11 protein-coding genes and 1 other RNA gene are annotated in these 14,958 nt (G+C 39.4%); 4 read left to right on the forward strand and 8 right to left on the reverse strand.

What is annotated here, in order from left to right; all coding sequences use genetic code 11:
* The first annotated feature begins 36 nt into the window (after nt 1-36).
* Entirely contained in the window at nt 37-375 is a 339-nt protein-coding gene (locus tag I8T81_RS18965; protein ID WP_227602138.1) for a nuclease-related domain-containing protein, read from the forward strand.
* 279 nt (nt 376-654) lie between these two features.
* Nucleotides 655-2,154 (forward strand): AAA family ATPase, encoded by a 1,500-nt coding sequence (locus tag I8T81_RS14460; RefSeq protein ID WP_227602139.1) that lies wholly within the window; start codon nt 655-657, stop codon nt 2,152-2,154.
* Nucleotides 2,155-2,213: 59 nt separating this feature from the next.
* Here the strand turns inward: I8T81_RS14460 and I8T81_RS14465 are convergent, their stop codons facing one another.
* The 7 genes from I8T81_RS14465 to I8T81_RS14495 form a co-directional block, all read right to left on the reverse strand.
* Nucleotides 2,214-2,486, reverse strand: a complete 273-nt coding sequence (locus tag I8T81_RS14465; protein ID WP_198071533.1) for a hypothetical protein — start codon at nt 2,484-2,486, stop codon at nt 2,214-2,216.
* A 42-nt stretch (nt 2,487-2,528) separates the two neighbouring features.
* On the reverse strand, nt 2,529-5,366 hold the full coding sequence (locus I8T81_RS14470; protein ID WP_198071534.1) for an SNF2-related protein: 2,838 nt from the start codon (nt 5,364-5,366) through the stop codon (nt 2,529-2,531).
* A 135-nt stretch (nt 5,367-5,501) separates the two neighbouring features.
* Nucleotides 5,502-5,860: a transfer-messenger RNA gene (ssrA, locus tag I8T81_RS14475) on the reverse strand.
* Nucleotides 5,861-6,019: 159 nt separating this feature from the next.
* Complete coding sequence (ggt, locus tag I8T81_RS14480; RefSeq protein ID WP_198071535.1) at nt 6,020-8,005, reverse strand: gamma-glutamyltransferase; 1,986 nt, start codon at nt 8,003-8,005, stop codon at nt 6,020-6,022.
* Nucleotides 8,006-8,309: 304 nt separating this feature from the next.
* A complete protein-coding gene (locus I8T81_RS14485) occupies nt 8,310-9,833 on the reverse strand; it encodes a DHA2 family efflux MFS transporter permease subunit (protein WP_077163484.1) in 1,524 nt (507 codons plus the stop codon).
* A gap of 6 nt (nt 9,834-9,839) precedes the next feature.
* Nucleotides 9,840-10,991: an EmrA/EmrK family multidrug efflux transporter periplasmic adaptor subunit gene (locus I8T81_RS14490; protein WP_019456813.1), complete on the reverse strand. Its 1,152-nt coding sequence runs from the start codon at nt 10,989-10,991 to the stop codon at nt 9,840-9,842.
* Between the two features lie 267 nt (nt 10,992-11,258).
* Nucleotides 11,259-11,756: a thioesterase family protein gene (locus I8T81_RS14495; protein ID WP_004703260.1), complete on the reverse strand. Its 498-nt coding sequence runs from the start codon at nt 11,754-11,756 to the stop codon at nt 11,259-11,261.
* Between the two features lie 142 nt (nt 11,757-11,898).
* Here I8T81_RS14495 and hemB point away from each other — a divergent pair, with 142 nt between their 5' ends.
* Nucleotides 11,899-12,912: a porphobilinogen synthase gene (gene hemB / locus I8T81_RS14500; RefSeq protein ID WP_151792548.1), complete on the forward strand. Its 1,014-nt coding sequence runs from the start codon at nt 11,899-11,901 to the stop codon at nt 12,910-12,912.
* 25 nt (nt 12,913-12,937) lie between these two features.
* Nucleotides 12,938-14,053 carry an NAD(P)/FAD-dependent oxidoreductase gene (locus tag I8T81_RS14505; protein WP_198071536.1) on the forward strand — a complete coding sequence of 372 codons (1,116 nt, stop codon included), beginning with the start codon at nt 12,938-12,940 and terminating at the stop codon, nt 14,051-14,053.
* Here I8T81_RS14505 and I8T81_RS14510 read toward each other — a convergent pair.
* The gene (locus I8T81_RS14510) at nt 14,045-14,950 is read right to left on the reverse strand and encodes a TIGR01777 family oxidoreductase (protein WP_198071537.1); all 906 of its coding nucleotides are present in this window, start codon (nt 14,948-14,950) and stop codon (nt 14,045-14,047) included. The genes I8T81_RS14505 and I8T81_RS14510 overlap by 9 nt on opposite strands.
* Nucleotides 14,951-14,958 lie beyond the last annotated feature (8 nt).

The raw sequence follows: 14,958 nt of genomic DNA on the forward strand, positions 1-14,958 counted from the left end.
TTATATATCAATATTTTAAACCAAATAAATATTCGAATGGCTAACTTTTTCCCAAGTTTAGAAATTATTGATCAACTCATAGTCAAACCAACTGAAGGTGAATCATTTCTTTTAAATAAACTGGCACAAGAATTAGATGACACATTTGATGTTTATTTCAATCCTTATCTTGATGGAGATCGTCCCGAATTCTTGATTTTAAAAAAAGGGCATGGTGCAATTATTATTGAAGTCAAAGACTGGGATATGTCAAATTATTTTATTGATAAAAATAATCATTGGCGCACAACTCACAATCCAAAAATAAGAACAAGCGCACCAATGCAACAAGCATTCAAATATAAGTCACATTTATTTGAACTCCATATACCCTAATTAGGTTTTGCAAATATATTAAATTCTAACTTTTATAAAACAATTCAATGCCTTGTATATTTACATACTACAACAAAAGATAGATTATCTGCACTATACAACCGTCCTATCAATGAAGTAAAACAACTTATAAATTCAGCAAATGAGCAAAGATACAGTTCAAAAAAATACCAACTAGAACGGGACAGATTTAATACATTTGCTCAAGACAATATCTCTAGTTTAATTAAAAAAATAAATAGCCTTAAAAAAATCCAATATTTCAAAATTATATTTACGATGATTTTAATTCCACCAAAGTATTTTGAAGAACAAGGCCATTACTACACATTCGATAAATATCAAAATAAATTACTTGATAGTATTCCAAATACAAAAATGAAAATTCGCGGTGTTGCTGGTAGCGGAAAAACAACATTACTAGCCGAAAAAACTGCTCGTGCATTTAAGCGACACAATAGTACTGTGCTAGTGTTGACATATAACTTAGCTCTTCGAAACCTAATACGTGATAAAATTAAAAAAGCATTTCGCTTTAATAATTTAGAGTTTGACAATAAATCAATTGAAATAAGCAACTATCATTATTTTTTTAAATCCCAACTCAATAATTTAGGCATTCCTTTTCCAACATCAAGCGATCAAGATGAGGATCTAGAAAACTTTGAAAATAATGAAATTCTTGACTTAGACTTTCAAGAAAAATCAAATACTGAGATTATTGGCATATCAAGTAAAGACTTATATGAAATTGAAAAAAATGTCCGAGATGAAAAACTAGTTTTAGAAAATTTTTTTGAAATAGTATTTAAATCTTATCTTTGTAAAGAAGCTAATGAAAAGCCAATAAAGTACCAAACTATTTTTATTGATGAAGTTCAAGATTTTGAAGTAGAGTGGTTAGAAATCATAATTTCCAATTTCTTAGCAGAAGATGGCGAAATGGTATTATTCGGTGATCAAAATCAGAATATTTATAATAGATTAATTAACAAGCAGGACTATCCTGTTACACGCGGATTTGGTCATTGGAAAAATTTAAAAATCTCACATAGGCAAGATGATAAAGCTTTTGCTGATCTCTGTAATGCATATAAAGATACTTTTCTAAAGGAATATCCAGACCAATTAGAGCATGACATTATCGAAAACCTAGCTTTTTCATTTTCAGATAAAAAGTATTTACAAATCCCTCCGGCAAATAGTATTCAAGTAATCTATGAATTTATCTTTCAGACATTAAAAATGTTAAGTCTTAGTCCAAACGATATTGCTATCCTTTCTTCAAAAATTGAATTTTTAAGAAATTTACAAAATAATTTTAAGTTTCAGAGAACAGATAGTACTTTTGAAACACCTACTGAATATGAAATGATTCAAAAAAACTTTGATGGAAAAGTTGAAACTTTTCTAAAAAAGAAAGCTCAATTAGAAGAAAAAATACAGTCTTGTCATCCATCTGATATTAATCACATTCGCTCTGAAATCCAAAAATTAACGAGCTATATGAAAAATGCAGCAAAACAGAAATTAAAAGCACTAGATGAGTTTCGCAAACTCAAAAAAAGACATTTTAACGCCAATTCAGGTTTAATGAAGATTGCAACGACTCATAGCTTTAAAGGTTTTGAAGCTGATACCACTTTTCTGATCATTCAACCTAATGATAGTCCAGAAATTGTTTATGCTGGACTGACAAGAGCAGCAAATAACTTATATATTATTAATTTAGATACGAGCAACGTATATAAAAATTTCTTTGAGAAGCAACTTTCTTAAAACTCATAGACCGAATAGAAATTCATTGAATTCTATTCATTCTTAGTTGAACTAAAACTTTAATTCTGTTTATTTCGTTCCAACTCTAATAAATCTGCATATTCAGAACGGTCTTTAAAGAAATCAAAAATTGTTGTTTCTTCAATACCTGCATCTTTCTGCTTTTTATTTATCTCAATTAATTCAGCTTTAATTTTATAAAAATCCTTAACTCTTTCTTCCTCAGCATAGTTCTTAGCATTTTCAGCCAGCTTTGCTGTTTTTTCTTCAAGTTTAGAAGCACCTTCAGCACACTTAGTTGCGAAGTTATTTAATTTATCTAAGATACCCATTTTTACTCTCAATCTCAAAAGTTTTAATAATCCATTTTTATTTTAAACAACTTTCCATTGAACTATAAATAAGTTTTCAGCTTTGCTGGAACGATGTAACCTTTGTTCTAGTGCATCAATCATTGCATCACGCTTATCCGCTATTTCATCTTCAACATCAAAAACTTGTTGTCTCATCCGTCGTTTTTCTTTTTCAGCTTTTTGTATTTCTTCCTGTAGTCGTTTTTCAGTTTCAATATCAGGTGCTTTTCGAGACTCGCGTTTAAGACTAGATATTTTTAACTTTATATCTTCAAGCATTTTTTCTACCGAAAGTAAGCTATCTTCTGCCCACTGTTCCAACTTATCTCGCTCTTTTTTGAAAAAATCATCATTGAGTTCTAAAGCATGATTTAAAGCAACTTGGTATTGTTTATCTATATTTGCTTGAAATATGTCAGGGACGTTATCTGATATATCACAAGTAACTGTGGCATTAACTTGAAGTAAACGCTCACATAGATCGTGGTCTAAAACTTTGCCAGCATCTGTCATTGCAGTAATCACAAGATGTTCTTCTTCCTGAAAGGAGTCTAAGCTTAATACCGTAATAGATAACCAGCCCTTTTGCCCTTTTAACTCTTCCAGTAAAGCTACCTTTTGACCATACCGACTATAATCAAATTGGATCAGTTGTTTAGGTGTTAACAGTCCTTTAGCATTATCAAGTACAAATTCACCCAAAGGGTGAGTTAAACGATAAATAAAGGTATTTTCAGGAATCCGCTCACCTTTACGTATAAGTTGATACTTCCCTGAAGGTGCATTCAAAACTGGAGATTTAGTTAAATCAAAACTTAAATTGTGGTCGTGAAATTTAGCAAATCTTTCAAGAATATACTTTGTAGATTGCCAAAATAATCGACTAATTTTATCTAGCTGAAGTTCGGCTCGTTCTTTTTGAATCTTTAACAAATCATGAATATCTGCATCAAAATGCTCAAGTAATAATGCTTGAGTCCGTTTCATTTTTTCATTGATTTGTTCTTCAAGTTCATCTCTTAATTGCTTAAAGCTTTGTTCTATCTCTTCTGGACTGCGACACTGATCATAAATCTCAGAAATCCGCTTTTCAAAATTAATACCACTTTCAACCGTTCCTAAGATATCATTTGATGCACCAAATACACCATCAAACAATTGAAACTTATCCTTAAGCAACTCTAGAACTCGTTGATCTGCTTCATTTCTTTCATTTAAAAAATTTACAACAACAACATCAAACTCTTGTCCATAACGATGGCACCGCCCAATTCGCTGCTCTACACGTTGTGGATTCCAAGGCAAATCATAGTTAATAACCAATGAACAAAACTGTAAATTTACACCTTCAGCTGCTGCTTCAGTTGCAATCAATATTTCTGCATCATTTTTAAAAAAATCGATTAAAGCCGTGCGCCGATCAATTGCAGGAGAACCTGTAACATGATGACTTCCCATATATTTACCTAGCCATTTTTGGTAAATACCTGTGTTTATTGCAGATGTATTACTGCCATTAAATCCTATAACTTTCCCGTTATAACCACGAGCTTCTAGAAATGTGATTAAATACTCTTGCGTGCGTTTAGACTCAGTAAAAATAACAGCTTTTCGTTTAGCCCCCATTTCAAACATTCGAGCAAAACCTTGCTCAATAGCTGAAAGTAAAGCAAAAGTTTTACTGTCATCTTTAATTTTATAAGCTTGCTGTATATAACGTTCAATTTCTGCAATTTCAGATTTAATTAATTTGGTATCTATTTGTTCATGACCTATTTCATCATCCATGTCATCCAATAACTCTTCATCCATATCCTCATCAAGAATAAAATTACTTAACCAATCGTCATCTAAAGTCTGTTGTTCCAACAATTTTTGAAGACGTGCTTGAATTGCCTCTAATGTTGCGATTACAGCAGGAGTTGATGAAGCTAAAAGCTTTCTTAAAACAATTGAAATTAAATGCTTTTGTTGCTGAGGGAATGCATAACTTACATCTCTTTGTAAGTACTCACTGATTGAATCATATAAGGTTTGCTCATCATCAGTAGGCTTAAAAGGAACAGTTAGAGCGTGGCGATTGGTATAAGGTACATATTCCAAAACATCTTTTCGCAATGTCCTTTGCATAAATTGCTGGATTCTTTTTTTCAGTGATTGAATATCGCCATCAACCACATATCGACTCCGGAATGCTTTCTCATCTCCGAACAAATGTTCATCAATAATTGTGCTGAGTCCGTACAATTCCATTAACGTATTTTGTAATGGCGTTGCTGTAAGTAATAGTTTTTTCTTACCCCTTAAAGAACGTTTTAAACTATTTCCAATTTTATTAGTTGAACGATGTGCATTACGTAACTTATGCGCCTCATCAATCACAACTAGATCCCATGGAATTTGTGCTAAAGCGTGTTCCATTCGATTTGCAAAAGGATAAGAAATAATTGAAATTTTTCCATTTTTAAATGGATCATAAATGCCATCTTTACGTGCCATGTTCCAAGTTTTTAAGTCTAAAACTTGGGTAGGTAAATTAAACTTATCCTGTAATTCTTGCGCCCATTGTTTTCGTAAAGATGCAGGACAAATAATTAATAAATTTCGACGTCTTTCTGCCCAATATTGACAAAGTACCAAAGCGGCTTCGATTGTTTTTCCCAAACCAACTTCATCAGCAAGAATAACACCTTTACTTAAAGGATTATTTAAAGCGAAAAGTGCAGCCTCAATTTGATGAGGATTTACATCTACTTGAGCATCAAATAATGACTGTGACAAACGATCAACATCAGCTGCTGAACGTTTCTTTGTTATTTCCCAAGCAAAATATTTTATTTGATGATTGCAATATTTCATTTTATCTAAATGATTTATATAGTTAACTTTAAAATAAACTGAATATATTTTATTTTAAAGTTAGATTTTAATTTTTACTTATTAATTTCCAATAAAAAACCCCGAAACTTACGTTTCAGGGCTTTTCACGAATTTTGGTGGAGATGGCGGGAGTTGAACCCGCGTCCGCCAGCACTACGCTCGAGAATACTACATGCTTAGATATCGTCTATTGTTTTAACACCAAGTGACCCGACGAACAGGGTACAAGGTGCGATCCTCTAAGTTTGGTATAAAGCCCCGAGGCTTGACTCTATACGGACTTGTGTGCGTGCGCTACGGTCGGGTTCCTAAACCACAAGTATTCTAGGAAGCGGACAAACTGCCCTTAGGCAGCTAGAGCGTAAGTTTCGTCGTTTGCGACTAAAATATGCAAATTTGATTTACGAGAGAAAATGCGCTCTCGGCATGCATCTATGAGTTTCATCACCAGCGTCGAAGCCAATAACATCCCCATGAATGTCTGAACATCATAGCATAACTAAAATAAAATGCTGTGCAATTTATCAACAGTCTGCTACTGATGAACATATTTACATAATTGAGTCCCTTTTGTTTTTTTCAAGGGCCACATAAAAAAGCTGGCAAAAATGACAGCTTTTTTAAAATTTTGTCTATAAAGCACCATTGCCTAACACAATACCTTCACGGCGTGGGTCTACCCCACCTGCGTATTTACTTTGATTATTAATATTTACTTTCATAATCGTTGAAATACCGCTGGTTTGCGCAGAGTTCGATATGCCATGCCCTTTTGCTTTTAAGCCTTCAATCAAATCAAGCAAAGAAAGCTGTACATTTGAACTATCCACATTGGTGTTTTTGCTATTGGTTGCGCCAAAGTTTACAAGCGAAGTCGCCTGCTGAGCGTTTAAGTTCCAGTCCAGCGCACCTACCAAAGTTTTAACCACATATTGAATGATCGTGCCGCCACCTGGTGAACCTGTTGCCATATAAAATTCATCTGGCGTGGTGCCTTTAAACACTAAAGTTGGCGCCATGGTACTGCGTGGGCGTTTGCCACCTTCTACACGGTTGGCAACCAGTGCTCCCGTGCTGTCATAAGGGTTCGCGCTAAAGTCAGTTAACTGATTCGATAGCAAGAAACCATCCACCATGTGGAATGAACCCATACTCGATTCAACAGTCGATGTCATTGAAACCACATTGCCATAGGCATCTACAATCGTGAACTGAGTTGTACCGTGTTCAACAGTGGTGTCGACACCTGCTGCTGTATTGAAATTACCCGCTGGTGCAACACCCATACTTTGGTTCGGGTTAATCAGTGCAGCACGTTGTTTTAAGTAATTTTTATCAATAAAGCTTGCAATACCCTGCGCTGGTAAAGCGACAAAGTCAGTGTCTGCCACATATTTATCACGGTCAGCATAGGCCAAACGTTCTGCCTCAGACACTAAATGCACCCCCATCACATCTGGCACACCACCTTCATTTTCAGGGTTTTTAGGTGGATAAAGCGACATATCAAAGTTTTCTAAAATACCCAGCGTCTGCGCAACCGCAATCCCTCCCGAAGATGGAGGCGGCATGGTACAAACATAGTAACGGTCACGATACGTCGTACAAATCGGGTCGCGTTTTTTAACCTGATAGTTCGATAAATCCTGCAAGGTCATCAAACTTGGAGTAATTGGAGTTTTTGCTGGGTCATCCCCTACGGTTTGCCCTGCTTTTGCCACAATAGCTTGCGCAATCGGGCCAGTGTGCAGTGCATTTGCGCCTTGCGTGGCAAGTACTTCAAGCGTTTTTGCATAGGCTTTATTGGTCATGGTCTCACCCACTTTACGAGGTGAACCATCTGGGTAGAAATAGGTCGCCATTGCATTTGCATCAAGCGCTAAATTGCTCGCATTGCTTGCAATAGCATCTGCCAAACGCTCCGGAATGCGGAATCCGTTGTCAGCCAAACCAATCGCTTCACCAAAAAGCTGGTTCCACTTGAGTTTGCCATGTTCTTTTTGTGCTTGTTCAAGCAAACGCATCACACCCGGCACACCAATCGAGCGACCGCTACGGCGCGCACTTGGCACAGGTGCTGGTGAATTTGGGTCATATATATCTTGGCGAATTAAATAATATTCATTGGCTGCGGCTGGTGCGGTTTCACGGCCATCATAAGCAGTGACTTTTTTGGTTTTGGCATCGTAATACATCATAAAACCACTACCCGCAATCGTGCTCGATTGTGGCTCGACTAAACCTAGCACCGCTTGTACTGCAACGGCTGCATCGACTGCGCTACCGCCTGCTCTTAAAACATCACAGCCCGCTTTTACCGCAAGTGGTGTGTTTGCCACCACCATATATTTATCTGCGTATTTAATCGTGTTACCGAGTCTATAACCCGATGCACCCTCTGGCGCTGCTGGGTCACCATTTTGGTTTGAACCAACCACCACGCTTGAACCGTCTTGTGCCAGTTTGCTACAACTGGTCGGGTCATTATCAACAATTAAATTGGGTGGGGTTGTATTTGAATCATCCTTGAGCTGATCTGACGAGGAGTCATCTCCACAACCTTGTAATAAACCGACTGCTAATAAACTACTGAACAAAAATGAATATCTTTTATTCACGTGATAACTCCAATATATACGCCTGCCTATCCATGCAATTGCCATGCAAGCTTCTTTGTTTTAAGGTATTACGTTTTTTTAATCTTTGATAAAAATAAGATTTTAATAATATTAAATGATTAAGGCTATTTACGCTGTGCCCTGTGTTGTGCCTCCTTGCTTGATATCACATTCTTTTATAACTGATTTGCCAAATTCTGGCATGCTTTATTTCTTTAAATACAGGCTAAATCTGCTATTTATAAATTCACTCATTTTTTAGTAAGCCTAAAAAAAGCACCTCCGAAGAGATGCTTTTTTATGTTTAGTGAGAAGGCATACCGCTGACCTGTTTGGGTTTTGGACACAGCCAAATCACTAATCCCGCAAAGACAAACACGATCGCAAACAGCAAAAATACATGGTTTGCCGACATGGTAATGGCTTCTTTATCGACAAGGTTAGAAATAATTCCTAAGGTCGAATCAGTCGTAAAACCATTTTGCAGAAGGTTGTTTTGTACTTCAGTTGGGTTCAGGTTTGATACCATTTCACTACGGGCAACTTTAGCGTGGTCGTCCCAGACTGTCACTGCAATTGAAGCACCAATCGCCCCTGCCATGGTTCTTAAAAAGTTCATGAGGCCCGCAGCAGATGCAATTTCTTGCTGCAACACTGAACCCAGTGCAATGTTCGACAGTGGAATAAAGAAGAACGGTACAGCAAAACCTTGCAGGATTTGTGGCCAAGCCAAAGCCATAAAGTCAGCATCTGTGGTCCAGAATGCCCGCATTAAGGTCACTATACCCAGCAAAATTAAACCGAAACTTGCCAGTGCACGTGGGTCATGTTTGGTCGAAAGTTTTGCCACAATCGGTGACATGGTCAAACTACCAAAGCCCATGGTGGCGGTTAAATATCCGGCCCACGTGGCGGTGTAAGAAAGGTTCATTTGCAGCCACTGCGGTATCAATACAATACTGCCGAAGAACGCGCCAAAGCCAAGCGACAAGGCCAGTACCGATATGGCAAAGCCCCTATGCCTAAAGACTTTCACATCCACGACGGGGTGCTTGTCGGTGAGTTCCCATATCAGGAACACCACAAAGCCAATGGCGGCAGTTAAGCCTAACACCACAATGCTGGTACTATTAAACCAGTCGCGTTCGTGCCCTAAGTCGAGCATGAGTTGTAGCGCACCAATCCAAAGTACCAACAGTCCTAAACCAACCGTATCAATTTTTAAAGAAATGGTTTCTGTTTCAGCCACTCTTAACAAGCGCATTGCTGCTAATACACAGACAATACCGACAGGTAAGTTAATAAAGAAGATCCAGTGCCAAGACAAGTTGTCACTAATCAGACCGCCTAAAATTGGTCCTAAAATTGGCCCCACGACGGTAGTCATTGCCCATAGCCCCATGGCCTGTGCATGTTTTTCCTGAGGGAAAATACGCATAAGCAAAGTTTGGCTGAGTGGCATAAGTGGACCACCACAAAGCCCCTGTCCAATACGGAAAAACACCAACATTTCTAACGATGTTGCCAAACCGCATAGGAAAGAAAAGACCGTAAAGCCAATTAAACCAAAGATAAAGACCCGCACCGTTCCAAAGCGGCCCGCAAGCCAGCCTGTTAAAGGTACACAAATCGCTTCTGCAACTGCATAGGACGTAACAACCCATGTCCCTTGTGTACTTGAGACGGCAAGGTTACCGGTAATATGCGGTACAGAGACATTGGCAATGGTTGTATCAAGTACGACCATAAAGTTCGACAAGGCAATAACAAACGCTGCCAGTAGTAAACGGCCACCGCTTAACTCGGCAAAAGGTGTTTGCGTTTTCATAAGCGTTTACTTCGCAGATAAGTCGACTTTTGCTTCCATCGACAAGCCAACACGCAGTGGGTGTTCAGCAAGTTCTTTCGGGTCAAGTGCAATACGAACCGGTAAGCGTTGAACCACTTTAATCCAGTTACCTGTTGCATTTTGAGCCGGAATTAAGGCAAAGGCAGAGCCTGTACCACCAGAGAAGCCTACCACTTTGCCGTGGTATTCAACGTCATCACCATATAAATCTGAAGTCAGTGTCACGGGTTGACCCGGACGGACTTTTTTCAACTGACTTTCTTTAAAGTTCGCATCTACATATAACTCGTTCAGCGGCACAATCATCATCATGCTCGTACCCGGTGCAACGCGTTGACCAACTTGAATATTGCGGCGCGTAATAACACCATCAACTGGCGCACGAATCACGGTACGCTCTAAATCAAGCTGTGCTTGTTCAACATGGGCCTGCGCAACTTGTACATCCGGAGTCGATGTTTCGCTTACACCCTGAATTAAGGCTTCGTTAGCAGCTAAAGTACTTTCAGCAGCTTTACGGCTTGAAGACGCTTGTGCTAAACCAGCTTTAGCAAGCTCTAGCCCTGCTTTAGCTGTTTCCACTGCACTTTGTGCCTTGGTGAGTTCTTCTTTAGATACCGCACCAGAGGCAGCAAGCTGCGTACGACGGTTGAGTTCTAAAGCGGCTTTATCGTAGTCGGCCTGTGCCTGTGCAACTTGTGCTTTGGCACTGTTAATTTCGTCAGCACGAACCACAACTTGGGAGTTTAAAGAGCTACTGTTTGCCGCAGTCTGTTTGTATTGGCGTTTTGCTTTAGCAAGTTCTGCCTCAGCTTGAGCCAATGCAATTTTGGCATCACGTTCATCAATACGAACCAGCACATCACCCCGATGTACTGTTTGAGTATCATTTACCAAAACCTGAGCGACCTGACCGCTCACCATTGAGGTAATTTGCGCGGTTTCTGCACCGACATAGGCATTATCTGTACTTACAGAGTGATTTAAAAATAATGCCCAAATTGCATACAAAATAGCGGCGATCAATAAAATCAGCGCAAAAAAACCAAGAAATTTTTTGCGCTTGTTTTGGTTGTTGTCATCCGAGGCAGATGTTGTTGGCACTGTTTCTTGTACATTGCTTTGTGCATCAGTCATGGTATGTTCCTAAAGATGAGTTGGCTTTGCCATCAATCTCGCACTACACCTTGTTATAGAGTTTTTATTTTTCTATAAACAAGACATATCGCATTGTCAAAGCAGTCAATTTTAACGCTAAAACCTCACAATATGAGAATAAAAAAATATAACTCATGCGTTCGTTCTAATTAAATTAATGTTTATCTCAAAGTTTTTATGAAAATTCCAGCTTTTTAAGCACTAAAAAAAGCGCACATGGCGCTTTAAAATGGTTCAATTCATCGCCTAATAGGCATATGAAGCAATCCCTGCTGCGATGGCTTTATCTTCATCATTGACCATCGTCATGCGCATAGTGCAGCCCTTACGACCTAAACGTAACACTTCCGCACGTGCAATAAAATACTTACCGCGTCCCGGAGCCAAATAATCTACCCGCATATCGACAGTTGCCAAGCGTGATACTTGCTTAATGGTTTCGGTTAAAGTTTCAGGAGTCGAACGGCGATAGAGGTGTTCCATTGCCACAATTCCACCAATACTATCAAGCAAAGTTGCAGCAACGCCGCCATGCAAAATCTGAAATGCCAGATTACCAATCAGGTTGGGTTGCATCTCGATATAGCCTTCAATGTGGCCATCTACCACACGCATAATCATTCCACTATGCTTAAAAAAAGGAGAGCTATTAAACGCCTTACATAATTGGTTGAGCACCACAGTCAGATCAGTTTTTGCACCTAAATGGATGTTCCCAGTCCAATTTTTCTTTTCATCACTCATACATTGCCTAAATTTAAAAGCATGATAAACACCCATAATTTTGTACAAATCCAGCATTATGGGGCTACAATACAGCAGTCGGTTGACAGTAATGGAATATCCGCCAACCTATCCTAGTGTAATACCGAACATCGAGATTGTTATGACTTATACGTTCAATCGTCCTGCATTTCCAGCCACTCGCATGCGCCGTATCCGTAAAAATGACCAGTTGCGTGCGATGGTCAGCGAAACACAGCTCACTACCAATCACTTGATTTATCCAGTATTTGTATTACCGGGACAAAATCAGACCCAAGATATTCCAAGTATGCCAAACATTCAGCGTTTGTCGGCAGATTTATTACTGAAAAAAGCTGAAAGACTTCTGGAATTAGGCGTATCAAAACTGGCTCTTTTTCCAGTTACCCCGCAAGAAGATAAAAGCCTTACCGCAGAAGCTGCATGGCGTGAAGATGGTCTAGTACAAACCACCTGCCGTTTGCTTAAAAAAGAATTACCAGAAATGGTGTTAATTACTGATGGTGCCCTCGACCCATATACGACTCATGGTCAAGACGGCATTATTGATGACACTGGCTATGTGCTCAATGACGAGACTGTAGAATGCTTGATTAAACAAGCATTGAGTCACGCAGAAGCAGGTGCTGATGTCGTTGCACCAAGTGACATGATGGATGGCCGTATTGGCGCAATTCGTCAAGCTTTAGAAGCCAATGGTCACATCTATACCAACATCATGGCCTACTCTGCGAAATATGCATCTAGCTTCTATGGTCCGTTCCGTGATGCTGTTGGCTCTGCATCCAACCTAAAAGGTGGTAATAAATATAACTACCAGATGGACTTTGCCAACCGTGCCGAAGCATTACATGAAATCGCGCTTGATATTCAAGAAGGCGCCGACATGGTGATTGTAAAACCGGGCATGCCATATCTGGATGTGGTACGTGAAGTGAAAGATACGTTTGGTGTTCCGACATTCATTTATCAAGTGAGTGGCGAATACGCAATGTTAGCTGGTGCAATTCAAAATGGCTGGTTATCAGATTCAGTGATTTTAGAATCACTCATGTGCTGCCGCCGCGCTGGTGCAGACGGAATCTGGACTTACTTTGCAGAAACCGCTGCTGAAAAACTCAAGGAAATGAACTAAGTTCGCAGAGAAAGGATAACACTGCATGCATATTGCAATCATTGGCGCGGGCATAAGTGGATTAATGTCTGCGCTGGAGTTGGTTGAACAAGGCTGTAAAGTCAGCATTTTTGATCAACAACAAGCGGGACAAGCAGCCTCTTGGGCTGGCGGAGGTATTCTTTCTCCGATGTACCCGTGGCGTTATGTGCATGCAGTGAACCAACTTGCTCAATTTGGCAAAGCCTCTTATCAAGCATGGAACCAAAAGCTCTACCCTGTTACAGGAATTGATTTTGAAATACATGACACAGGCATGCTGATTTTTGATGAAGAAGATTTTGACATCGGGCTTTCCTACGCCGAGCAACATCAAGAACCGATGCAGCGCTGTGAATATTTACAGCGCGATGCCTTAGAACAAGTCAATCCGCATATTTCCGATCAGTTTCAAGAAGCGATTTATTTCCCTGAACTATCTAATATTCGTAACCCTCGCGTATTACAGTCTCTCATTAGTTATTTAAAACAACATCCAAATGTTGAGTTTTTTGAACACGCTGCTGTTAAAAAACTAATTCAACAAGGTGATGTGATACAGGTGCTCCAAACCGAAGATGGTCGCAAACATACAGCAGACCATTTTGTAATAACTTCGGGCGCTTGGAGCCATTACTGGAACTCTCAATTGCAACTCGACATTCCAGTCGAACCTGTTCAAGGTCAAATGCTGCTATTTAAAACCCCTGCTCACTGGCTACCGACCATGTGTATGAATCGAGTCATGTATTTGATTCCACGTATGGACGGGCATATTGTGTGTGGGTCTAGCATGGCACATCGTGGCTTTGACACTTCTACCGACGAAACGACTCAGCACAATATTTTAGAAGCGTGTTTAGAAATGGTGCCTGAACTGGCCAATTTCCCGATCGTACAGCGCTGGGCAGGCCTAAGACCAAGTTCACCAAATGGCGTTCCCTATATTGGCAAAATGCCTGAGATGGATAACCTCTGGGCAAACTTTGGTCATTTTAGAAACGGTCTCTGTATGGGTGCAGGCTCTGCGCAATTGCTCCGTCAGCTTATGCTAAGGCAACCAACTTTAGTTGATGCCAAAGCATATTCGCCAGAGCGTTTGCAAAATAAAATCTTAGCCTGACGCGAGTATATTTTCTAAAGCCATTTTCAATTGAGGATAAGTAAACTCAAATCCTTCTGCTTGTAAGGCTGTGGGTTTAACGTATTGACCATTCAAAATCAATTGCGACTGTTCTCCTAACAAATAGCGAAAAACCGTGCTTGGTGCTGATAATATTGGTTTCTTATTTAAAACCTCTGCTGCTTGTTCAATAAATACCTTTTGAGTCACGTTTTCTGGTGCCACCACATTATGAGTTTGAGCAGATTGAGGATGTTTAAATATAAACTCGATCGCATTTAACACATCTTCAATGTGTATCCACACCACAGGCTGACGACCATGACCAATTTGACCCACTAAATTGAGTCGAATAGGAAATAACATTTTAGGCAAAATGCCACCGCCCTGCCCAAACACTACACCTAAGCGAATAATTTTAGTGTTTTGCTGAGCGTCTGCTAACGCTGCTTGTTCCCACTCTTGGCAAAGTCGAGACATAAAAATAGGCTGTGGCGAGCTTTGTTCAGTGCACTCCTCTACCCACTTTTCTTGAACATCAATCCCGTAATAGCCAATGGCCGAGCCAGAAACAATCACTTCTGGAAAAATTTCAGATTGTTTGAGCCACGCATACAATTTTCGGGTCGTATTTACACGGCTTTCGATGAGTTGTTTTTTACGTGACTCGGTCCAGCGTTTCTCACCAATATTTGCACCAGCCAAATTCACCACATAGTCAATTTGACGGGTCGTAATATCTTCAAACTTTTGTACCCACTGCAAGGCAGGATGGTCAGATTCCTTTCCAGCCTGCCGTGTAACAGCAATCACATTATAATTTTTTTGTAATAGGAACTTAATTAAGTGCGTTCCGATAAAACCACTAGCACCCGTGATTAATACATTCTTATTCATATTTCCTC

The sequence above is a fragment of the Acinetobacter seifertii genome (assembly GCF_016064815.1).
GTDB classification, from domain to species: Bacteria; Pseudomonadota; Gammaproteobacteria; order Pseudomonadales; family Moraxellaceae; genus Acinetobacter; species Acinetobacter seifertii.

Coding starts and splice junctions, on each gene's coding strand:
- I8T81_RS18965 (WP_227602138.1), top strand. CDS start 37: ATGGCTAACTTTTTCCCAAGTTTAGAAATTATTGATCAACTCATAGTC.
- I8T81_RS14460 (WP_227602139.1), top strand. CDS start 655: ATGATTTTAATTCCACCAAAGTATTTTGAAGAACAAGGCCATTACTAC.
- I8T81_RS14465 (WP_198071533.1), bottom strand. CDS start 2,486: ATGGGTATCTTAGATAAATTAAATAACTTCGCAACTAAGTGTGCTGAA.
- I8T81_RS14470 (WP_198071534.1), bottom strand. CDS start 5,366: ATGAAATATTGCAATCATCAAATAAAATATTTTGCTTGGGAAATAACA.
- I8T81_RS14485 (WP_077163484.1), bottom strand. CDS start 9,833: ATGAAAACGCAAACACCTTTTGCCGAGTTAAGCGGTGGCCGTTTACTA.
- I8T81_RS14490 (WP_019456813.1), bottom strand. CDS start 10,991: ATGACTGATGCACAAAGCAATGTACAAGAAACAGTGCCAACAACATCT.
- I8T81_RS14495 (WP_004703260.1), bottom strand. CDS start 11,756: ATGAGTGATGAAAAGAAAAATTGGACTGGGAACATCCATTTAGGTGCA.
- hemB (WP_151792548.1), top strand. CDS start 11,899: ATGACTTATACGTTCAATCGTCCTGCATTTCCAGCCACTCGCATGCGC.
- I8T81_RS14505 (WP_198071536.1), top strand. CDS start 12,938: ATGCATATTGCAATCATTGGCGCGGGCATAAGTGGATTAATGTCTGCG.
- I8T81_RS14510 (WP_198071537.1), bottom strand. CDS start 14,950: ATGAATAAGAATGTATTAATCACGGGTGCTAGTGGTTTTATCGGAACG.